The organism is Ruegeria sp. CDSC052 (genome assembly GCF_059610685.1).
Map to the genome: position 1 here is coordinate 662,871 of NZ_JBXWOB010000001.1, position 19,608 is coordinate 682,478.

At 57.2% G+C, this 19,608-nt stretch carries 23 protein-coding genes; 12 read left to right on the top strand and 11 right to left on the bottom strand.

Going from position 1 to position 19,608, the window contains the following annotated elements:
- Window positions 1-2: 2 nt before the first annotated feature.
- Entirely contained in the window at window positions 3-545 is a 543-nt protein-coding gene (locus tag AC2FIM_RS03300) for a GNAT family N-acetyltransferase (RefSeq protein ID WP_271947370.1), read from the bottom strand.
- A 232-nt stretch (window positions 546-777) separates the two neighbouring features.
- On the opposite strand from AC2FIM_RS03300, the gene alr reads away from it, so the two are divergent.
- Genes alr through AC2FIM_RS03315 form a run of 3 tightly spaced genes read left to right on the top strand, consistent with a single transcriptional unit; the run spans window position 778 to window position 3,334 of the window.
- Window positions 778-1,812, top strand: a complete 1,035-nt coding sequence (alr, locus tag AC2FIM_RS03305; protein WP_496675878.1) for an alanine racemase — start codon at window positions 778-780, stop codon at window positions 1,810-1,812.
- On the top strand, window positions 1,809-2,591 hold the full coding sequence (locus tag AC2FIM_RS03310; protein WP_142633494.1) for an MlaE family ABC transporter permease: 783 nt from the start codon (window positions 1,809-1,811) through the stop codon (window positions 2,589-2,591). Before alr ends, AC2FIM_RS03310 begins: the two co-directional genes overlap by 4 nt.
- A complete protein-coding gene (locus tag AC2FIM_RS03315) occupies window positions 2,588-3,334 on the top strand; it encodes an ABC transporter ATP-binding protein (protein WP_496675882.1) in 747 nt (248 codons plus the stop codon). The genes AC2FIM_RS03310 and AC2FIM_RS03315 overlap by 4 nt, the downstream gene beginning before the upstream one ends.
- Here AC2FIM_RS03315 and AC2FIM_RS03320 read toward each other — a convergent pair.
- Complete coding sequence (locus tag AC2FIM_RS03320) at window positions 3,331-3,741, bottom strand: hypothetical protein (RefSeq protein WP_281994537.1); 411 nt, start codon at window positions 3,739-3,741, stop codon at window positions 3,331-3,333. The genes AC2FIM_RS03315 and AC2FIM_RS03320 overlap by 4 nt on opposite strands.
- A gap of 118 nt (window positions 3,742-3,859) precedes the next feature.
- Here AC2FIM_RS03320 and AC2FIM_RS03325 point away from each other — a divergent pair, with 118 nt between their 5' ends.
- The 7 genes from AC2FIM_RS03325 to AC2FIM_RS03355 all read left to right on the top strand — a co-directional run bounded on the left by AC2FIM_RS03325 (window position 3,860) and on the right by AC2FIM_RS03355 (window position 10,698).
- Window positions 3,860-4,312 carry a paraquat-inducible protein A gene (locus AC2FIM_RS03325; RefSeq protein ID WP_496675885.1) on the top strand — a complete coding sequence of 151 codons (453 nt, stop codon included), beginning with the start codon at window positions 3,860-3,862 and terminating at the stop codon, window positions 4,310-4,312.
- A 148-nt stretch (window positions 4,313-4,460) separates the two neighbouring features.
- Complete coding sequence (locus AC2FIM_RS03330; protein ID WP_496675888.1) at window positions 4,461-5,240, top strand: DNA repair protein; 780 nt, start codon at window positions 4,461-4,463, stop codon at window positions 5,238-5,240.
- A 121-nt stretch (window positions 5,241-5,361) separates the two neighbouring features.
- Window positions 5,362-6,723, top strand: coding sequence for a DNA repair protein RadA (radA, locus tag AC2FIM_RS03335; RefSeq protein WP_142633484.1), 1,362 nt, complete (start codon window positions 5,362-5,364; stop codon window positions 6,721-6,723).
- Window positions 6,724-6,764: 41 nt separating this feature from the next.
- On the top strand, window positions 6,765-7,370 hold the full coding sequence (locus AC2FIM_RS03340; protein ID WP_142633482.1) for a CvpA family protein: 606 nt from the start codon (window positions 6,765-6,767) through the stop codon (window positions 7,368-7,370).
- A 616-nt stretch (window positions 7,371-7,986) separates the two neighbouring features.
- Complete coding sequence (purF, locus tag AC2FIM_RS03345; RefSeq protein ID WP_142633480.1) at window positions 7,987-9,510, top strand: amidophosphoribosyltransferase; 1,524 nt, start codon at window positions 7,987-7,989, stop codon at window positions 9,508-9,510.
- 252 nt (window positions 9,511-9,762) lie between these two features.
- The gene (locus AC2FIM_RS03350) at window positions 9,763-10,011 is read left to right on the top strand and encodes a hypothetical protein (protein ID WP_142633478.1); all 249 of its coding nucleotides are present in this window, start codon (window positions 9,763-9,765) and stop codon (window positions 10,009-10,011) included.
- Window positions 10,012-10,053: 42 nt separating this feature from the next.
- The gene (locus AC2FIM_RS03355) at window positions 10,054-10,698 is read left to right on the top strand and encodes an SDR family NAD(P)-dependent oxidoreductase (RefSeq protein ID WP_142633476.1); all 645 of its coding nucleotides are present in this window, start codon (window positions 10,054-10,056) and stop codon (window positions 10,696-10,698) included.
- 60 nt (window positions 10,699-10,758) lie between these two features.
- Here AC2FIM_RS03355 and AC2FIM_RS03360 read toward each other — a convergent pair whose 3' ends face one another.
- The 4 genes from AC2FIM_RS03360 to AC2FIM_RS03375 form a co-directional block, all read right to left on the bottom strand.
- A complete protein-coding gene (locus AC2FIM_RS03360; RefSeq protein WP_496731754.1) occupies window positions 10,759-11,601 on the bottom strand; it encodes an ATP-binding protein in 843 nt (280 codons plus the stop codon).
- Window positions 11,602-11,718: 117 nt separating this feature from the next.
- Window positions 11,719-12,636: a twin-arginine translocase subunit TatC gene (tatC, locus tag AC2FIM_RS03365; protein WP_142633471.1), complete on the bottom strand. Its 918-nt coding sequence runs from the start codon at window positions 12,634-12,636 to the stop codon at window positions 11,719-11,721.
- Window positions 12,633-13,091: a Sec-independent protein translocase protein TatB gene (gene tatB / locus AC2FIM_RS03370; protein WP_496731756.1), complete on the bottom strand. Its 459-nt coding sequence runs from the start codon at window positions 13,089-13,091 to the stop codon at window positions 12,633-12,635. Before tatB ends, tatC begins: the two co-directional genes overlap by 4 nt.
- 6 nt (window positions 13,092-13,097) lie before the next feature.
- Entirely contained in the window at window positions 13,098-13,313 is a 216-nt protein-coding gene (locus AC2FIM_RS03375; protein WP_142633467.1) for a twin-arginine translocase TatA/TatE family subunit, read from the bottom strand.
- A 219-nt stretch (window positions 13,314-13,532) separates the two neighbouring features.
- On the opposite strand from AC2FIM_RS03375, the gene AC2FIM_RS03380 reads away from it, so the two are divergent.
- Together AC2FIM_RS03380 and AC2FIM_RS03385 are read left to right on the top strand one after the other, a co-directional pair.
- Window positions 13,533-13,838: a hypothetical protein gene (locus AC2FIM_RS03380; RefSeq protein ID WP_271947388.1), complete on the top strand. Its 306-nt coding sequence runs from the start codon at window positions 13,533-13,535 to the stop codon at window positions 13,836-13,838.
- 21 nt (window positions 13,839-13,859) lie between these two features.
- Complete coding sequence (locus AC2FIM_RS03385; protein WP_496731758.1) at window positions 13,860-14,531, top strand: helix-turn-helix transcriptional regulator; 672 nt, start codon at window positions 13,860-13,862, stop codon at window positions 14,529-14,531.
- Between the two features lie 63 nt (window positions 14,532-14,594).
- On the opposite strand, the gene AC2FIM_RS03390 is transcribed toward AC2FIM_RS03385, so the two are convergent.
- The 5 genes from AC2FIM_RS03390 to AC2FIM_RS03410 all read right to left on the bottom strand — a co-directional run bounded on the left by AC2FIM_RS03390 (window position 14,595) and on the right by AC2FIM_RS03410 (window position 19,573).
- Window positions 14,595-15,746, bottom strand: a complete 1,152-nt coding sequence (locus AC2FIM_RS03390) for a peptidoglycan DD-metalloendopeptidase family protein (protein WP_282021909.1) — start codon at window positions 15,744-15,746, stop codon at window positions 14,595-14,597.
- Window positions 15,747-15,809: 63 nt separating this feature from the next.
- Window positions 15,810-16,460 (bottom strand): protein-L-isoaspartate(D-aspartate) O-methyltransferase, encoded by a 651-nt coding sequence (locus AC2FIM_RS03395; RefSeq protein WP_142633458.1) that lies wholly within the window; start codon window positions 16,458-16,460, stop codon window positions 15,810-15,812.
- On the bottom strand, window positions 16,457-17,239 hold the full coding sequence (gene surE, locus AC2FIM_RS03400; protein WP_282021908.1) for a 5'/3'-nucleotidase SurE: 783 nt from the start codon (window positions 17,237-17,239) through the stop codon (window positions 16,457-16,459). Before surE ends, AC2FIM_RS03395 begins: the two co-directional genes overlap by 4 nt.
- Window positions 17,240-17,360: 121 nt before the next feature.
- Window positions 17,361-18,446 carry an ABC transporter ATP-binding protein gene (locus AC2FIM_RS03405; protein ID WP_185956606.1) on the bottom strand — a complete coding sequence of 362 codons (1,086 nt, stop codon included), beginning with the start codon at window positions 18,444-18,446 and terminating at the stop codon, window positions 17,361-17,363.
- A gap of 80 nt (window positions 18,447-18,526) precedes the next feature.
- Window positions 18,527-19,573 (bottom strand): methyltransferase domain-containing protein, encoded by a 1,047-nt coding sequence (locus AC2FIM_RS03410; protein ID WP_496675907.1) that lies wholly within the window; start codon window positions 19,571-19,573, stop codon window positions 18,527-18,529.
- Window positions 19,574-19,608: the final 35 nt, after the last annotated feature.

Below are 19,608 nucleotides of genomic sequence, written 5' to 3' on the forward strand. Positions count from 1 at the left end.
CGTCACCAAAGGTCGGGCCGGTCAAATGCACTGACACAGCGTGACGGCCCCACCATTGGATCAGCCTGTGAACCGGACAGAGATTGCCCTAGCCATCCGATCGGCTGGCTAAGCGGCATTGGCGGCTGCGCGAATGCCTCAGAAATGGGCAGGAAACCGGTTTTGCCGTAATACGACGGATCTCCGTAGGTTATTGCAAAATCGACGCCTTGGGCCCGCAGTTGGTCCAGACCAAAGGTGATCAGCTTCTGCCCGATCCCACCCCGTTGCCGATCCGTCCGCACGGCCACGGGCGACATCAGAAACACCCGTCGCGGATCCTGATCAAAGGTCAGGCGTGAGAACATGATACATCCCAGAAGATCGCCCCCATCAGTTGCAACACATCCCTGCAGATCCTGATCGGGCTCGGTTTTCAGCAATTCCCTGATCAAAGATTGAATGGCCCGTCCTTCCTCGCCCCCCTCTGAAGCAGAGAACACATCATAAAAGAAATCAGGCAACCTACTGCTCTGGTTTTTGTACCCAAACGAGAGTTCAATCATGTTTTCATCCCAACAGGCCCCCTTGGGTATTAGTGAACGATCACCTTGACCCGATCATGGTTGACCACGATGTGCGCACAATAGTGATTTGGCGCCCTCAGATGTTCAATACGCAGATTTACGCTGTTTCAACCCGCTTCCCGGCCTCAAGGTGCCGTTATGCGCAACGTACAGGTCAATTATCGCTGCGACCCCCCTTGACCTGACGCGATCCAATGTCATGAACAGACGCATGAGTACTGCACGCTTAACGATCAATCTTTATACACTGGCCAGCAACTGGCAGGCGCTTGATGCAAAGACGTCCTGTGAAACGGGTGCCGTGGTCAAGGCCGACGCCTATGGCCTGGGCGCTGGTCCTGTCTCTGCCGCACTTGCTGAAGAAGGTGTCAGAAATTTCTTTGTCGCGGCTGCCGAAGAAGGTGCCGCCGTGCGCGAGGCTGTCGGGCCCAACGCAACGATAAGTGTTTTTTCCGGGCATATGGAAGGCGACAGCGACCTACTGCTCCAACACAATTTGACGCCATTGCTGAATTCGTCCGAACAGTTCCGCCGCCATCGTCAAGCCTTGCCTGAACACGCCTTTGGAATCCAGTTGGATACCGGCATGAATCGCTTGGGGATTGAGCCTGCGGACTGGGCCGCGTTGCGCACAGAGATCGAGCCGCTTAATCCGTCGCTGGTGATGTCGCATCTCGCCTGTGCGGATGAACCTGACAACCCGATGAATCGCCACCAACTGCGGGTGTTCCACGAATTGACCGATGGAAGTGCGGCCCCCAGATCGCTTGCGGCCACCGGCGGTATCCTTCTGGGCAGCGATTATCACTTCGACCTTTGCCGTCCCGGTATCGGGATGTATGGCGGACAACCCTTTGCCGATGCGAAACCCGTCGTCACCGTCGACCTTCCGGTCATTCAGGTGCGCGAGGTCGAGCCCGGCGAAAGCGTGGGATACGGCAACAGCTGGGTCGCGCGGCGCAAATCCCGTATTGCCACGGTTGCGGCCGGGTATGCGGACGGGCTTCACCGCGCTATCGGAGGCGGCATTGATGCCTTTGTGGCGGACAGGCCCTGCCCTGTCGTTGGCCGGATCTCAATGGATCTGATCACCATCGACGTAACGGATCTGCCCGAGGATCCGGAACGCCTGCGTATTCTCAACGGCCACCAGACAGTAGATGATCTGGCCGAGGCCGCCGGCACCATCGGGTATGAAATTCTGACATCTCTAGGCGCGCGCTACTCTCGGGGCTATATCGAATGAACCCTCTTTCAATGCTGGGCGGGTTGGGACGTACAGCCCTGTCTTTGCTTGCAAATTTCGGCAAGGTCGCTCTGTTCTTTGTAGACGCGATTTCACATATTTTCCGCCCCCCCTATTATCCGCGCGAATTTGCGGTCGCTCTTATGAATATCGGTTGGATGTCCCTGCCGGTGGTTGGCCTGACGGCGATATTTACCGGCGGTGCATTGGCGCTTCAGATCTATGCAGGTGGTGCGCGTTTCAATGCCGAAGCTGTGGTGCCACAAATCGTAGCGATTGGCATGGTGCGCGAGCTTGGGCCTGTTCTGGGTGGTCTGATGATTGCAGCGCGGGTCACATCGTCCATCGCTGCGGAAATTGCGACCATGAAAGTGACCGAGCAGATCGACGCGCTGGTAACTTTGTCCACCCATCCGATGAAATACCTCACCGCGCCGCGGGTGCTGGCCGCCGTCATCACAGTGCCGATTCTGGTTGCGGTTGGCGATGTGATCGGCATTGCGGGCGGATATATCGTGGCGACCCAAAGCCTGGGCTTCAACGCCGCGGCCTACCTGCAAAACACCATGAATTTCCTCGAATTTCATGACATCGTCTCTTCGCTTACCAAGGGCGCGGCCTTTGGCCTGATCACGGCGACCATGGGCTGTTACTACGGCATGAACTCGGGCCGGGGCGCGCAGGGCGTAGGCGCTGCGACCAAATCTTCGGTCGAGGCTGCCGCAATCATGATTCTGGCTGCAAACTTCGTTCTCACAGGGGTGTTCTTCTCGATATGATCCGGATGGAGAATGTACATAAAGCCTTTGGGTCCAATCAGGTCCTCAAAGGCGTCAATATCGAGATCCCCAAGGGCACCTCGATGGTCATCATCGGCGGATCGGGCACCGGCAAATCGGTGGCACTGAAATGCGTTCTTGGCCTGATCAAACCCGATAGCGGCACGGTCTATGTAGACGGTAAAGACGCCACCAAAGGCGACCGCGATGCCTTTCTGGCCCGGTTCGGAATGCTGTTTCAGGGCGGTGCGCTGTTCGACTCGCTGCCCGTCTGGCAAAACGTCGCCTTCCGCCTGCTGCGCGGCTCGCTCAAACGTCCCGTGGACGAGGCGCGCGAGATCGCCGTCGAGAAACTGCGCCGCGTGGGCCTGAAAGCGGATGTGGCCGATCGTTTCCCGGCCGAACTGTCGGGCGGTATGCAAAAACGCGTGGGCCTGGCCCGCGCCATCGCCGCCGAGCCCGAGATCATTTTCTTCGATGAGCCCACCACCGGCCTTGATCCCATCATGTCCGGTGTCATCAACGACCTGATCCGCGAGATCGTTACCGAAATGGGCGCCACCGCGATGACCATCACCCACGACATGAGCTCGGTCCGCGCGATTGCCGATAACGTCGCCATGCTGCACGGAGGCGTGATCCAATGGACCGGCCCCGTCGGGCAGATGGACGCCTCGGGCGACCCCTATGTGGAACAGTTCATCAGCGGTAGTGCTGAGGGGCCGATAGAGGCGGTGCGTTAGACAGGCGCACCTTTCCTTTCTTGTTTCAAGTTCTCGTAGGCTTCTTTTACATAATCTAGCCGCAGCAAATATTTCCCACGCGGGACCACAAAATCTGGCGTCTGAATCCGGGCAAGCGCCAATGTTTGACCCAGATGAGTTCCCGAAAACAGAACGTAATTGGGATCTTGCCCTGAAAATCGATTGTAAATTTTTCCACCGAACCAACGCGCCCTGCGTTGCGCCTGCAGCGCTTCCTGGAGGCGAAAATGCATTACGCCAAACAACTGTTCGCGATCAAATGGCATAATGTCTGCAGCGACACTTCCCGCTGAAAGAACCCCCGCGAGGCCAACAGTTATAGCCTCGCTAACCCCCTTCTGGGTTGGGGACGGGCCTTCGACAATTTTTATAACAGGTTCAGCCATATAAATTTTTTCGTAAACAAAGTGATGTGTATCAATAGCGTTTCGGATATCGGTATAGGCACAATACAGACTGAGGTTAAATATTCACCTCATCGAAAAGTTCCGAAGAGTATCTATAATGACCCTCCGCCTCGTCACCCTCTCTCTGCTGATCCTCTACCCCATCGCGTGGTTCGCTCCGCTGATGCGCGCGGGATTTCTGCCCATCTTCGGCCTCAGCGAAATCAGCGTCATCACCGGGCTCCAGTCCCTTTGGAAGTCCGATATCTTCCTCGCGCTGATCGTCACCGTCTTTGCCCTTTTCGCGCCCTATCTGAAAACCATCGGCACCGCCCTGATCCAATGGGACCTGCTGGATGCACGTGTTCAACCTGCGCTGAACATCCTCGGCAAGCTGGCGATGGCCGACATTTTCCTCATCGCGCTCTATATCACGCTGGCCAAGGGCATCTCTTACGCGACCATCGAAACCGCCTGGGGGCTTTACCTGTTTACGGCCTGTATTCTGGCCTCAATCGGCTTGGGTATTATTACCGAGATGACATCCAGATCACGAAATGATCAGACCTAATTGATTGAAAACACTAATCTGAGTATCATCTTAATATTTCGAGCAGCCAGTTTCTTGTAGTGATCGGTCCGTAGCGGATCAAAACCTATGTTCCATCTTTCTCCGCTTCGGCCCGATATGTATCGGTTTGAGAAGGAGATCGTCGAACATGACCGCCCTCCACACGTTAACGTTGCAGTTTCAAAACGCATTTCTACGACTGACATTTTTTCTGATTTGTTCCGCGGCTTTTCTGGCCGTCGCAACCACTATGCTATCCGCCATGGGCGTACTGCCCTGGCTCTCCATGCAAGCCGGACTGGCAGGCGGTACCATCATCGACGCCGGGATCTATGTTCAGATTGGCCTGACCGCTCTGATCCTGATGCTGGCCTTCTACCTTCCTGCGAATGCCCGGATGATGGCGCTGGAAAACGCGCACCGTAAATTTGCGCTGAACATGCACGACATCGCCCATGCCTATCAGCTGGCCCATGCGCAGGACCGCAGCGGGGCATTTATCCTGTCGTCCGAATTTGATGCGGTCAAAGAGCGGATGGCCTTCCTGCGCCAACATCCCAACCTGCAATCGCTCGAACCTGAGATTCTGGAGTTGGCCGCGCAAATGAGCCAGATAAGCCAAGAACTGGCCGAAACTTACGGGGATACCCGCATCGCCCGTGCCCGCACATTCCTGCAGCAACGCCAGGAAGAGATCGAACTGTTTCAGCAACGGCTGGAAGAGGCGCAAACCATTCAGCACGAGCTGCGCCAGTGGACCCATGATGTTGAAATCGAGGAATCCATCGCTCGTTCTCAGCTAACCCGCCTGCGCGACGAACTTTTCGAACTGTTGCCGGAATTGTCGGCGCAACTGCAGCAGCCCAAGGACGGTGCATCGAAGCCGTCGAGCGTCATAGCTATGTCGCCACCTCGCGCCGCCGAATAGGCGCGACAGCGCCCGCCATGGACGATGGCCCAAACGGGCCTGAGGATATGGCGCGCTACCGGTGGAGATGAAGGCCCACGAGGGCTTGAAGAACCGCCATTCCTCGGGCACCAAGGGCGCCATGGCAAAGACAACTTTTTCATGCTCGGCCTGCGGTGCCACTCATTCACGGTGGTCCGGGCGCTGTGACGGCTGCGGTGAATGGAATTCCATCACGCAAGACGTACCCCTTTCGGCTGGCCCGGCCAAAAAATCCCTCGGTGGTAAGCGCGGCCAGTCTATCACACTCACGGACCTGTCGACCGAGGAAACTCCCCCTCCCCGCACGCTCTGCGGGGTCGAGGAGTTGGATCGCGTGTTGGGAGGCGGACTCGTCCCCGCCTCGGCCTTGCTGGTAGGTGGGGATCCGGGCATCGGCAAATCCACCCTTTTGCTGCAGGCCGCGGCCCGGTTCTCGCGTGCAGGTGTGAAAACCATTTACGTCTCGGGCGAGGAAGCCAGCGCGCAGGTTAGGATGCGCGCGCGCCGGTTAGGGCTTGAAGATGCGCCCGTGCAACTGGCCGCCGAAACCAACCTGCGTAACATCCTCACCACGCTGGAAGCCGAGAAACCCGGTCTCGCAATCATCGACTCAATTCAAACCATGTGGGCCGACAACGTCGACAGCGCACCGGGTTCAGTGTCACAAGTCCGCGCCGCAGCACATGAATTGACCACGTTTGCGAAACGACACGGAGTTTCAATCATCATGGTTGGCCATGTCACCAAAGATGGTCAGATCGCTGGCCCCCGCGTGGTTGAACACATGGTTGATACCGTTCTTTATTTCGAAGGCGAACGCGGGCATCAGTTCCGCATTCTGCGCGCGGTCAAGAACCGGTTTGGTCCAGCCGATGAGATTGGAGTGTTCGAGATGACAGGCAAGGGTCTGGCACAAGTCACAAACCCGTCGGCCCTGTTTCTATCTGAACGCGGCAAGCCCAGCCCCGGATCGGCCGTATTTGCTGGTATCGAAGGGACACGGCCGGTTCTGGTCGAGCTTCAGGCGCTGGTTGCCCCATCCCCCCACTCTCAGCCTCGCCGAACCGTCGTCGGCTGGGACAGCGGACGGCTGGCAATGATCCTTGCCGTGCTCGAAGCCCGTTGTGGCATCCCCTTTGCCGGGCTTGATGTCTATCTCAACGTCGCAGGCGGGCTTAAAATCACCGAGCCAGCCGCGGACCTTGCCGTTGCTGCCGCGCTACTCAGCGCGCGCGAGGACACAGCCCTGCCAACGGACACCGTCGTTTTCGGAGAAATCTCGTTGTCCGGGGCACTTAGACCAGCCCCTCAGACAGAAAACAGGTTGAAAGAAGCCCAAAAACTTGGTTTCACATCCGCCATAGCTCCGGCAGGCGGGAAAACCGGTACTGTGGCAGGTCTGACACTCACCCGGCCCTCTGATTTGGTAGGGTTTGTTGGCGAAACCTTCGGAGCAGGTTAAGGTAACGCCTTGAGGGGCAGAAAAAATTACGGGCGAGGGCCATGGAAGGTTTTACAATAATTGACGGGGTAGTTGCCCTGATCATCGTTATATCGGGTCTGCTGGCCTATTCCCGTGGCCTGTTGCGGGAAATTCTCGCGATCGCGGGATGGGTTGCGGCGGCAGTTTTGGCATTCATTTTCGCACCACAGGCCGTTCCACTGGTCAAAGAAATCCCCGTTGTCGGAGATTTCCTGCGCGACAGTTGTGAATTGTCGGTTATCACCGGGTTCGCTGGCGTGTTTGCCATTGCCCTGATCGTGGTTAGTATATTTACCCCACTGTTCTCATCTCTTGTGCAACGGTCTGCACTGGGCGGCTTGGATCAGGCACTTGGGTTTTTCTTTGGAATCGCGCGCGGCATCCTTTTGGTGGCGATTGCCTTCTTCGTCTATGACACAGTCATGACGGGCCAATCCTACACCATCGTCGACGAAAGCCGGTCAGCCAAAGTGTTCGAACAATTCAGCGACAAAATCGAAGAGCAAAACCCCGAAGCCGCGCTGGGGTGGGTAACATCCCAATATGAAGAACTGGTAGCCAGCTGTGGTGAAAGCGCCGATCCATCCGACGCACCTGCCGCCCCTGAAGCACCTGCAGCGGAATAAAGCAAAAGCCCGGTCAAAGCCGGGCTTTTTCAATTCGACTTAGACAAACCCTTCTCCGGCGCAAACGGTGCATCTGATGTTTTTCAGCCCAAAGCACCCTTCGCAACGGGACATGACGGGCTTGCCAAAAATGTCCCGACTTTTGATCACTTCACCTGCGCCTCCGCAAATCTGACAGGGTGCGCGCCCCATTCCACGGCATCGGTGGCACCGGCGTTTTACCGGTTCTTGCTTTTTCTGACCTTGATTGTTTTGCCACATGTCTGAAATCCGCTTGGCTTGAAGAAACTATTGTTTCGGATTGTTTCCTCTATGACAGCACAAGCTGCGAAACCTGTCACCTTTTGTTCGGCCATTGTGGCAAATTCCACCTGCGTCAAATCGCAAATGTGATCCTTTGATGACACAGCCTCCGTAAGGCTTTATGTGAAGTCCGAACTGACATGGAATCGGAGCTGCCGATCTTGCTGTATCTGTTTTCTTTCGCGCCTGCCGCTTGCGACCAGGGCGCGTCTGCATCCCAAGATCTATGGGAAGTATCAGGCAAAGACACCGCCATGCTGATGTTCCGAACACCGCCACAACTTAAATCGTCATAGTAATTTGGAGCCCGTACATGTGTGGGATTTTGGGGATCGCAAGCAGAACACATGATGTGTTTGCGGAAATCTATGACGGGCTTCTGATGCTGCAGCACCGGGGTCAGGATGCATCGGGTATCGTCACTTATACCGGAGAGTTCTTCCGCGAAAAGAAAGCCAACGGGCTGGTCAAGGACGTGTTTAACGCTCAGGACGCCGATACCCTGCTTGGAAAGGTCGGCATTGGCCATGTGCGCTATCCGACTGCCGGGTCGCTCAGCGCGGCCGAGGCGCAGCCATTCTTCGTGAATGCCCCGTATGGCATCTACCTGGTTCATAACGGCAATATCACCAACACCGCCGCACAGCGTGAGAAAGTCACCGGAAAATACAGCCGCCACCTGCGCACAACGTCAGATTCGGAAATTCTGCTGAACGTTCTGGCGGACAAGGTCGCTGACGCAATCAAGGTCAATGGCAACGCCGAGCCCATTCGGAATATCTTTGCCGGTGTGAAGATGACGATGGAACGGGTGCAGGGCGCCTATTCGGTAATCTGCCTGATTGCAGGTGTCGGAATGCTGGCCTTCCGCGACCCGCACGGAATTCGCCCGCTCTCGGTGGCCATCCGCGAAACCGAAAACGGTGGCGACGACTTTGCGTTTGCCTCGGAAGATGTGGCCTTTGGCATCAACGGCTTCAACAAGATGCGCGACCTACGCCCTGGCGAAGCGATTCTGATCGACCTGGACGGCAACATGCACGAATTCCAGGCGGTCGAAGGCAAGCTGACACCCTGTATCTTTGAATATGTCTATCTGGCGCGTCCGGATTCTCTGTTGGACGGCGTCTCTGTCTATAAAACGCAGATGCGTATGGGGCAGACGCTGGCCAAACAGATCCAGGAATCAGGGCTTGAGATTGATCGGATCATCCCGGTCCCAGACAGCGCCCGCCCGGTCGCGCTTGAGGCGGCCAAGATCACCGGCATTCCCTATCGCGAAGGTCTGGTAAAGAACCGCTATGTCGGACGAACGTTCATCATGCCCGGTCAGGCCGAACGTCAGAAATCCGTGCGCCGCAAACTGAATGCGGTTCCGCTGGAGTTTGACGGACACAATGTTCTGTTGATCGACGATTCCATCGTCCGCGGGAACACGATCAAGAAGATTGTGCAAATGTGCCGCGAGGCTGGAGCCAAGAAGGTCTACATTGCCAGCGCCTCACCGCCGGTGAAATACCCCAATGTCTATGGCATCGACATGCCCACCAAACATGAGCTGATTGCCCATGGCAAAGAGGTCGAGGAAATCCGGCAAGAGCTCGGTGCAGACGCCCTGATCTATCAGCATCTGGACGATCTGATCTGGGCCGCCAAGGAAGGAAATCCAGAAATCGAAGCGTTCGACTGTTCGTGTTTTGACGGAAAATACATCACCGGAAGCGTCAGCAAAGACTATCTGGATACGCTCGAAAGCAGCTCACGCGTTAGTAAGAAACGTGAAGACATGCAAGTGCCCGGCGGATCCTGGAATGCGGCGAAGCTGGCTTCGGGATAAGTTTCCGGCGAATCGGTAGCTCTCTGCCCGGTCCAAGCCGGGCGGTTTCCGACCTGCATCGGTGTAAATTCGCTTAGTTTCCGCGCACAACTTTTTGGCGAAGGAAATGCAATCGCAATGGGTTCACCGATTGCCTTTTGAAAGTGACGGAACGGACAATTCACCAGACCTTTTGTTCCCTTGTTGCGTTTGATAGTCCGCCTCCAACCACTCATCAAAAGGGGTTGGGGCCGCGTGCCGCAACCGCACTCTATGTCAAACAAAACCGTCACAAGCGCGGCCACGCAACAGGGCGCGCTTAGCAAAAACTCTATCACCCTGCTTGGGGTGTTTGGGCCAAAAGCCGATATGCGCGCGCTGATGCGGATGTCTTCTGGCCGGGTCAAAGAGGTCAAGCTGGGCAGCCGTGTGTCTTCAGGTACTATTGTGGCCATTGATGCCGAGGGCATCATGCTGCGACAAAGCGGTCAGACGACGCGCATAGCGATCCCAGGCAGCTAATCCTGTCTTGACGCGCTGCGCGCTTGGGTTCAAACCGCAGTCATGACCGATCAGACTAAAATCGCCCTCATCACCGGGGCCTCTCGCGGGCTGGGCGCTGCCCTGGCCGAGGCGCTGGCACCAGAGTACCACATCGTCGCTGTCGCCCGCACCACCGGCGGGTTGGAAGAACTGGACGACCGCATCAAAGTAAAGGGCGGTTCAGCCACCCTGGCTCCGATGGATATTGCCGATCCGAATGCGATGGCGACACTGTGTCGTGGCATCCATGATCGCTGGGGCAAGGTGGACCTGTGGCTGCATACTGCGGTTCACACTTCGGCCCTGACGCCGACCCATTTCATTGACCCCAAGGAATGGACCAAAGCCATCAACACCAACGCAACCGCCACGTCGGTCCTGATCCCCTATGTTGCGCCTTTGCTGGGTGAGGCCGGCCATGCGGTATTTTTCGATGATCCGAAGGCGGGCGAGAAATTCTATGGCATCTACGGTGCCACCAAGGCGGCGCAGATGGCTCTGGCCCGTAGCTGGGCGCTGGAAACAGAGCGCACCGGGCCGCGTGTAAGCATCATGGAACCGGCTGCTATGCCAACTGCCGTGCGTGCCCGGTTTCATCCCGGTGAGGATCGGGAGGCATTGACCAGCACCGCAGATGAAGCGGCGCGCATTCTGGCTCTGTTATAGGAATGGCCCATTGGGCCATGCCTCCGGCGGAGGTATTTTTAGCCAGATGAAGCCGGCGGATTACGCGATGTGAACACCGTTTCTTCCGGCCAGATCGACGAAGAATTGCCATGCCACACGGCCCGAGCGCGCGCCACGTGTGGCCTGCCATTCGATCGCTTCGGCGCGCAGGGTGTCTGCGTCGACCGAGACGCCGTAAGCAGCACAATAGCGGTCGATCATGGCAAGGTATTCGTCCTGATCGCAAGGATGGAAACCCAGCCATAGCCCGAACCGGTCCGACAGTGAGACCTTCTCTTCTACGGCCTCAGACGGGTTGATGGCGCTGGAACGTTCATTTTCGATCATATCCCGCGGCATCAGGTGGCGGCGGTTTGAGGTGGCGTAGAACACCACATTTTCCGGGCGACCTTCGATGCCACCGTCCAGCACTGCCTTGAGCGATTTGTAGTGCTGATCATCGTGGCTGAAGGACAGGTCATCACAGTACAGGATGAACCGATGCGGCGCGGCGCGTAGATGGTTCAGCAGACGCGCGACCGAGCCCATATCCTCGCGCTGCAGCTCAACCAGTTTCAGATCGGGATGTTCGTTCTGCAGGGTGCCGTGGACCGCTTTGACAAGGCTGGATTTGCCCATACCGCGCGCGCCCCAGAGCAGCGCATTGTTGGCCTTAAATCCAGCGGCAAAGCGGCGTGTATTGTCCAATAGTGTATCGCGAGACCGGTTGATACCCACCAAGAGATCCAAATCGACCCGATTGACCTGCTTAACCGGTTCCAGACGGTCGGGTTCGACATGCCAGACAAAAGCCGGAGCTGCGGCAAAATCGGGCGCGGCCAGAGGCGCCGGAGCCATGCGATCCAGCGCGTCGGCGATACGGTTCAGGGCTTGTGTATCCATTGGGGCCTCCGGTCGTGTCTGCAGGGTCTCAAACCATGTTCCGCCCGGCGCGACAAGAGCGGCGCATGAAAAAGGCGCGCCGGGCTGGGCGCGCCTGTTCATAGCTTGATCGCAGCTTTATTTGCCGTCTTCTTCGTGGATGATATCGGCATCCGCCTCTTCTTCGTCGTCATAGTAGCCTTCTGCGCGCAGCTCGGCCTCGCGCTTTCTCTCAACTCGGGCGACAAGGAAAATCGACACCTCATAGAGGCCATAGACCACGACAAACAGGATGATCTGAGTGATCACGTCTGGCGGTGTCACAAGGGCGGCCAGCACCAGAATGCCCACCATGGCGTATTTTCGGACACTGCCCAAACCTTCGGCGCTGACAAGTCCGGCCTTACCCATCAAGGTCAGCAGCACAGGCAGTTGGAAACACAGACCAAAGGCAAGGATGAATTTCAGCGTGATATCCAGCGATTCATTCACCTTGCCGAAGAACGTGATCTTCACGCCCTCGGTGGTTTCGGGCACAACCACGATCTCTTCCGGAACATCTCCGGTAGTCGCCGACAACAGATTGGCAAAAATCGAACTGACATCCGCAAAGCCCAAAAAGAACTGCATGGCCAGCGGCGTTACCACGAATTGTGCAAAAGATGCCCCCAGCAGGAACATGAACGGTGAGGCGACCAGGAATGGCAGGAAAGCGCCCTTCTCAGACCTGTACAGACCGGGCGCCACAAAGCGCCAGAGTTGATAGGAGATCACCGGGAAGGCCAGCGCAAAACCAAACACCATCGAAATTCGGAACAGCGTAAACAGATATTCCTGTGGCGAGGTATATTGCAAAGTCGGAGACGGATCGCCCAGATCGCGCAGCGTTGCCTCGATTGGTTGAACCAGGAATTGCAGGATCGGTTCCGCGACCGTAAAGGCCAGGACAATGCCTATTACAAAGGCAATGACCGCGCGGATCAGCCGGGTGCGCAGTTCCGCCAGATGCTCGATCAATGGGGCCGAGCTGTCTTCGATCTCGTCTGTGTCGGTCATGATTTGCCTTCGGTTCTCAGCGCGGCTTCGGCCTCTTCAGCCTTGGCCATCGCGTCGGCGGCTTCTTTCGCCTTCCGCTCGGCCGCAGCGCGTGCGGTCGAGGCCTGAATCTTCTTGGCCTGCTCGGCCCGTTCGGCAGCCAGCTTACCGGTCTCGCTATCGGGGTCGAACTTGGTGGGGTCGATACTTTTGGCCAGGTCCTGCGCGGCCTCTTTCACACCATCCATGGCGCTGCCTACAGGGTTGGTGGCCGCGTTGAGACCTTTTTTGATGTCATTCACACCGGCCTGATCCGCCGCATCGTTCATGGCACTGCTGAATTCGCGCGCCATGCCACGGGCCTTGCCGACAAAACGACCGACATTACGGAACAAAACCGGCAGATCCTTTGGCCCCACAACGATCAGGGCAACGACGCCGATGACCAGAAGCTCGGTCCAGCCCAGATCAAACATACCGGATCAGACCTTGTCTTTGTCGGTCTCGGGCGTGACGTCCTTGGCCAGCTCGGATGCGTCCTGATCCAGTTCCTCTGCGCCTTCTTTGACGCCCTTCTTGAATGACGTAATGCCTTTGCCCACTTCGCCCATCAACGAGCTGATTTTGCCACGGCCGAATAGCACCAGAACCACAACTGCGATCAGCAGAATGCCGGGAAGGCCAATATTGTTGAGCATCTCTCTTCTCCTATAACGTCGGCGCCGTACGCCGGAAATGTGATCTGTGTCCGTGTCTACGCCCGCTGGCCCGCCTGCAAAAGTGAGTTGGTTCAAATCTGCGTTCAAATTCGATCCGATCCGATGTTTTTTACGGCCTCGGATTGATCAACTGACAGGTTTGTGTCAGTTGATAGGGGCTAGGTAGGCGGTATCGAAACCTGGTCAACGGAGATTCACATGACCCATGTTGCAGAAATCGTCACCTTCACCCTCGCCAACGGGACAACCCCGGAAGAGTTCGTAAAACTCAGCCAAGCGTCCGAAGCCTTTGTACGCGCAGCTCCGGGGTTTGCCCATCGTCAGCTAAGCCAGGGTGAGGATGGCCGCTGGACGGATTATGTCATCTGGACCGATATGAAGGCCGCTCAGGACGCCGCTGCGCAGTTTCCGCAACAGGATTTTGCACCCGCACTGATCGCAGCGATCAACCCCGAAGGCATGCAGATGCGTCACGAGAACGTGCTATGGAACATGACCGCCTAACCCCGGTCAGAACGGCGTGTCATGCGCCGAACTGATCGCCTGTTCGACATCATCCAGATCCTGCGCGACGGCAAACTGCACCGTGCGCAGGACATCGCGGATCGACTCGAGGTGTCGGTCCGCACGATCTATCGCGACATGGATACGCTGGCCACCTCGGGTGTTCCGGTCGAGGGGGAGCGCGGCGTGGGCTATATGGTGCGCGAGCAGATCACCCTGCCCCCGCTGAATCTGACCCCGGCCGAACTGGAAGCGCTGAACCTTGGCATGGCAATCGTGGCCGAGGCCGCCGACCCCGACTTGAAAACCGCCGCCGAGTCTTTGGCTGAAAAGATCGACGCCGTGCTGCCGACACAGGTGATTGCCGAGGCTGACAGCTGGAAATTTGCGGTATACCCCTTTGCCGATGCCGCACGCGGGCTGGCGCATATGGCCCCGATCCGCGCCGCCATCAAATCACGACAAAAATTACGTCTGAGTTACCGCAGGATCGACGGCGTGCTGACCGAGCGCACCATTCGGCCATTGCATATGGAGTATTGGGGACGAGTCTGGACGCTGACTTCCTGGTGTGAACTCCGCAATGGTTTCCGGGTCTTCAGAATTGACCTGATCGAAACTGTCCTTCCCCTGCCCGAGATTTTTGCAGACGAGCCGGGAAAGCGTCTGAGCGATTACGACCCATACGCTTAACCCTGCCGTCATCGGGTTGGGATTATCCCTGCCAGCGGCATGGCCCTGACGGGGCCATTCTTATCATTTCAGATAGGGCTCTGGATCTACAGATTCGAAGCCTTTGCGCACTTCGAAATGGACATAGGCGTTGTCCCCGCTCCGCAGCGAGGCAATCTTCTGCCCTCGTCGCACGCGATCCCCTTTCTTGACCGTGATATCTGCCACATTGGCATAGACGGTCAGCAGATCACTGTTGTGTTTAACAACGATGATCGGAACCTGATCTGCATCAGCAGTGATCGCCGCAACAGTTCCCGCCTCTGCCGCCATTACAGGCGATCCTGCGGCTGCTGCGATGTCGATCCCCTCGTTCTTTCCCTTTTGATAGGTGCGGATAATCGTACCGTTCACAGGAAGCCCAAGCGCCGAATTGCTTTGGTTTGTTGGTGCCTCGGCGGTCACATCAGGTGCCGGAGTGGCCGGGGAAATGGTTTCGTCAGGCAAGGGCTGCGTAGCACTGGGCGGCGTCGGTGTCGGAGACCCCTGGCCGGGCTGAGTCACATTCGTTGCAGGCACAGCAGCTTTGCGCGGTGCGGATTGGCTTTTCACCGGGATCAGAAGGAACTGGCCTTCGCGGACGGTAAAATCGGAATCCAATCCATTCCAGTCTGACAGCGCCTCAACGGGAACGTCATAGAGGCGTGAAATTGTAAATGCCGTTTCACCACGTTTCACCTTGTGGCGGATCGGTTCGGGACCGGTTGGTGCCGGTGCCGCCGCAGGTTTTGCGGGCTCAAGCGTTGATGTACGGACCGAGCCATTTGCGGGGGCCTCGTCGATTGCCGTACCAGCTATCGTCGCAATATCGACAGAGCTTGCGGAACCGACCGTCTGGGGCAGTGCCACAACTTCGCCCTCGCGCAAGGAATCGGTAGGCATTAGACCATTGAAACGCGCCAGCTCTCCTTCAGGCAAACCAACCCTTGCGGCCAAGTCTCTGACAGTGTCGCCACGGCGAGCAATCGCCACTTGATAGGTCGGATATGTGATGACACCCCTGGCATCCGGTGCGGGCCGGTTGGTCGTCGCCGACTGTGCTGCTTCGGCGGTGGAAAAACCGCCTACCTGTCCGCGAAGATCATAGTCCAGCGGCCTTTCGCACCCAGCCAGGATTGCAAGGCTAGCCACTCCTAACGCACAGCGGCGCATTGCTGATTTGGAAACTGCTCTCATTTTATTGTCCTCGACACCTGCCCCTGTTCATCGGGGTTCCGGCGCATTTTGCAGAATATTCCTTTAAGCTCCATCCTTCCCAAGCCCTTCTAACAAGGGCACAAAACGGACAGGCAACAATTCGTCATAGTCCAAACCGGATTCGGTGCGTCGGACCCTGATCAACGTCTGGACCGTATCCGACTGCCCCACCGGCAAAACCATGATACCGCCGATTTTGAGCTGCGCCAAGAGCGGCCCGGGCGGGTCCTCGGCAGCTGCAGTCACGATGATACGATCAAACGGGGCTTGCTCGGGCAAACCAAACGAACCATCCGACAACATTGCCGTCACATTCGTCAGCCCCAAATCACGGAACAACTGGCCGGTTTCGCGCACAAGTCGCTTATGACGCTCGACCGTATATACCCGGCGTGCCAGTTTCGACAGGATCGCGGCCTGATAGCCCGATCCCGTCCCGATCTCGAGCACGGTATCACGCGGACGTACTTCCAGCGCCTGCGTCATCAGCCCAACGACAGACGGTTGGCTGATCGTCTGGCCGCACGCAATCGGCAGCGGCGTATCCTCATAGGCGCGTTCTGCAAACAGGCCTTTGACAAATCTGCCGCGATCTATCTGCTCCATTGCTGCCAGCACGCGTGCATCCGTCACCCCGCGCGAGCGCAGGGCAAACAGGAACTGCATGGTTGTTTCAGGGTCCAGTCCGCTCATTCGATCGACTTTAACGCTTCCAGCGCGTCATGCGCCGTCAGATCCGCACGCATTGGTGTGACCGAGATATAGCCTGCCAGATTGACGGCAGCATCCGTCCCAGGTGCAGTCGGGTTGTGTTGATACCCGCCCTTGATCCACAGAAACCGCCGCCCCGAAGGTGAGCTGTGCGGCTCGACCGAGAAATGTGTGTCACGCCGATAACCCTGAGGGGCGATCCGGGTGCCCTGTACTTCATCCGCAGGCACTGGGGGGAAATTGACGTTGTAAAACAAACGGTAATCGCCTTGTTCTGCCGGCGTCGCCCCCAGTATCTTACGAACCAGCTCGGCACCAAATCGGGTCGCGGATTCGAACGGGTCATCCAGCCCCAAATTGCGCGGACCGAAATATTGAGACAGGGCAATAGCCGGAACCCCCTGCAGGGCCGCCTCCATCGCGCCCCCGACTGTGCCAGAATACAGCGTATTCTCGGCCGAGTTGTTCCCACGATTCACACCAGATAATATCAGGTCGGGTGGCGCGTCCTTCATCACATCGTGCAAACCGGCCAAGACACAATCAGCTGGTGATCCTTCCGCAGCAAAACGGCGTTCTCCCAGCTTGGCAACCATCATCGGGTGCGTGTAGCTGATGCAATGCCCCACGCCGGATTGCTCGAAAGCGGGCGCAACGACCCAGACTTCACCATCCGGTCCGGCCAGATCGGCAGCAATCGCCTCGAGTGCGATAAGTCCCGGCGCATTGATACCGTCATCATTGGTTAGAAGAATACGCATATGCCCCATCCACCGCAGCGTTTTTTCCTTGATAGACCCAGCCCCGCACTGCGGCAAGCAACCCGCAGGTGCAATCTGAGGCTTTCACGCACCACTTGCGCCTAAACTGCAGTTTTGGACCCTATTTGGGGAATACAAAGCACCGATCGCGGCGAATGGTCAGCCACATGACCCGCCCCGCTTGCGGGACAAACACGTTGGGAACGGTCGCTTTCAAGATTGAATCATCATAGTCCATACGGAATTCAATCAAGCTTTCGTTGCCCAGAAAACGCGCCCGTTCGACCACACCACGCGCGGCTACACCGTCCGTCGGTGTCGGCAGTGGACCTTTGCCATTGCGATCAAAATCCAAACGGACGTGCTGAGGCCGAAATACAATCTCAACATTCGTTCCATCCGGCACACCCGGAGCAAGAAACTGACCAAATGGCGTATCGGCCAAAGCTCCGTTAACTTGCGCGCCTAACACATTTATATCGCTAAAGAATGCAACTGCAGCTTTGTCCGCAGGACGGGTGTAGACGTTGTAAGGCGCACCCTGTTGAACGATTCTGCCACGGCGCATCAGGGCGATCTCATCGGCCATACGCATTGCTTCTTCGGGTTCATGGGTAACCAACAGCACAGCGGCGTCCTCTTCCTTGAGGATCGCCAGAGTTTCGTCCCGAATTCCATCGCGTAACCGGTTATCGAGCCCCGAAAACGGCTCATCCATCAACATGATCCGGGGGCGTGGGGCCAATGCGCGCGCCAGAGCCACCCGCTGTTGCTCACCGCCCGACAAGTGATGTGGAAAGCTGTCTGCGAAACGCATCAGGTCGACTTTGGCCAGCAACTCATCCACGCGTGCGCGTTTTTCATCTTTGCTACCCTTCAGGCCAAAGGCAACATTGTCAGCTACGCTAAGATGCGGGAACAGGGCAAAGTCCTGAAACATCAGGCCAATCTCGCGCCGCTCAGGCGGGACACGGAACACCGTATCGCAGATCAGCTTGCCATCGACATAGATCTGGCCTGTCTCTTGCATCTCGACACCGGCAATCATCCGCAGCGTCGTCGACTTGCCGCACCCTGACGGCCCCAACAGGCATGTCACCTGCCCCGCTTGCACGGTCAGCGAGACGTCATCAACCACCACCCGACCTTCGTACCGGGCGACCAGATTGCGAATTTCCAGACGCGGAGGAGTTGCGTTTACTGTCACCGATGAACCCCGTAGCCTTACCCGATCAAATCAATCGGGCTTGGGCGGGGATAGCAACCCCTCCCTTTGGGTGCAAGGGATCAGCAGCAGCCGCCCGTTTCGGCCTGCCCGGTCACCTCAAATGGGCTTTCACCACCGCAGCCTTCGAAGATGCCGAAATGGGTTGAGAAATCACCGATGAACTCAAAGTGCCGCGCAAACCGCGTGTCTTTGAGCATCATCCATGTGTTGCCGCACACCGGAAACACCTTATCCGTCGCGATTGCGTGGTGGTCATCCAGCTCAAATATGTGCGCGGCATTGGGCACAGTGCCCTTATAGATCACGGCCTGACCATAATCTTCGCAGGCGGGTTCCAACGCAGGTAACTTGAACAGACGATAGGTGGCTGACAGGAATTTGAGCGGTGCCACGCGGTCCTCAAGAACCGGGTTTTCGATGGTCAAGGGGCGGTGCGTGACTCGACGCGGGTCGCCGAAACCGGCTTTGCGAGACATCGACAGAAAGTCATTCCAGTACAGCGCACCGGACAGACACTCGCCATACAGAACCTCATCCTCGGCCATTGCCTGCGGTACGCGACGATCCGCATAAACGTCCGAGAAATACATCTCTCCGCCGTCCTTAAGCAGGCGGTGCGCGCCGCACAGAACTGCCTCCTTATCGGTGGCCAGGTTGATCACGCAGTTCGAAACGATGATATCGAAAGACCCCGCCTTTAAGTCCAGTTCATCCAGCTTTTCGATGTAGCCGTGATGGAATTCCACGTTGCTTTGGGCATATCCAAAGGTTTCGGCGTGATAATCCTGATGCGCGCGGGCGATATCCAACTGCTCGGGCGTCATATCAACGCCCACCACGCGCCCTTTCTCGCCCACCATGGCAGACAGGGCGTATACATCCCGACCGGCACCACAGCCCAGATCAAGGATCCTCATCCCTTCCAGATCCAGCGGCGCGATCAGCCCGCAGCCGTAATAGCGGGTCAGCACGTCATCATGGACCTTGGCGAGGATCTTTTTCAGATGATCCGGCATATCGTCGGGCGTACAACACGCGTTGGTCTGCAGGTCCGCGCTGCTTTGCAGGACCTCGCCATAATAGTTCTGCACCGATTCATGCTTCATCGCTGTCATCCCCTGATCTGACTGATGTTGAGCTA

Bases quoted from the DNA above. Each gene is read 5' to 3' on its own strand.
- AC2FIM_RS03390 (WP_282021909.1), bottom strand. From the start codon at position 15,746: ATGAGAGCAGTTTCCAAATCAGCAATGCGCCGCTGTGCGTTAGGAGTG.
- tatB (WP_496731756.1), bottom strand. From the start codon at position 13,091: ATGTTTGATCTGGGCTGGACCGAGCTTCTGGTCATCGGCGTCGTTGCC.
- radA (WP_142633484.1), top strand. From the start codon at position 5,362: ATGGCAAAGACAACTTTTTCATGCTCGGCCTGCGGTGCCACTCATTCA.
- tatC (WP_142633471.1), bottom strand. From the start codon at position 12,636: ATGACCGACACAGACGAGATCGAAGACAGCTCGGCCCCATTGATCGAG.
- AC2FIM_RS03350 (WP_142633478.1), top strand. From the start codon at position 9,763: ATGTCAAACAAAACCGTCACAAGCGCGGCCACGCAACAGGGCGCGCTT.
- AC2FIM_RS03380 (WP_271947388.1), top strand. From the start codon at position 13,533: ATGACCCATGTTGCAGAAATCGTCACCTTCACCCTCGCCAACGGGACA.
- AC2FIM_RS03385 (WP_496731758.1), top strand. From the start codon at position 13,860: ATGCGCCGAACTGATCGCCTGTTCGACATCATCCAGATCCTGCGCGAC.
- AC2FIM_RS03360 (WP_496731754.1), bottom strand. From the start codon at position 11,601: ATGGATACACAAGCCCTGAACCGTATCGCCGACGCGCTGGATCGCATG.
- AC2FIM_RS03320 (WP_281994537.1), bottom strand. From the start codon at position 3,741: ATGGCTGAACCTGTTATAAAAATTGTCGAAGGCCCGTCCCCAACCCAG.
- AC2FIM_RS03330 (WP_496675888.1), top strand. From the start codon at position 4,461: ATGACCGCCCTCCACACGTTAACGTTGCAGTTTCAAAACGCATTTCTA.
- AC2FIM_RS03310 (WP_142633494.1), top strand. From the start codon at position 1,809: ATGAACCCTCTTTCAATGCTGGGCGGGTTGGGACGTACAGCCCTGTCT.
- AC2FIM_RS03315 (WP_496675882.1), top strand. From the start codon at position 2,588: ATGATCCGGATGGAGAATGTACATAAAGCCTTTGGGTCCAATCAGGTC.
- AC2FIM_RS03300 (WP_271947370.1), bottom strand. From the start codon at position 545: ATGATTGAACTCTCGTTTGGGTACAAAAACCAGAGCAGTAGGTTGCCT.
- AC2FIM_RS03395 (WP_142633458.1), bottom strand. From the start codon at position 16,460: ATGAGCGGACTGGACCCTGAAACAACCATGCAGTTCCTGTTTGCCCTG.
- AC2FIM_RS03325 (WP_496675885.1), top strand. From the start codon at position 3,860: ATGACCCTCCGCCTCGTCACCCTCTCTCTGCTGATCCTCTACCCCATC.
- AC2FIM_RS03410 (WP_496675907.1), bottom strand. From the start codon at position 19,573: ATGAAGCATGAATCGGTGCAGAACTATTATGGCGAGGTCCTGCAAAGC.
- alr (WP_496675878.1), top strand. From the start codon at position 778: ATGAGTACTGCACGCTTAACGATCAATCTTTATACACTGGCCAGCAAC.
- purF (WP_142633480.1), top strand. From the start codon at position 7,987: ATGTGTGGGATTTTGGGGATCGCAAGCAGAACACATGATGTGTTTGCG.
- AC2FIM_RS03340 (WP_142633482.1), top strand. From the start codon at position 6,765: ATGGAAGGTTTTACAATAATTGACGGGGTAGTTGCCCTGATCATCGTT.
- AC2FIM_RS03375 (WP_142633467.1), bottom strand. From the start codon at position 13,313: ATGCTCAACAATATTGGCCTTCCCGGCATTCTGCTGATCGCAGTTGTG.
- AC2FIM_RS03355 (WP_142633476.1), top strand. From the start codon at position 10,054: ATGACCGATCAGACTAAAATCGCCCTCATCACCGGGGCCTCTCGCGGG.
- surE (WP_282021908.1), bottom strand. From the start codon at position 17,239: ATGCGTATTCTTCTAACCAATGATGACGGTATCAATGCGCCGGGACTT.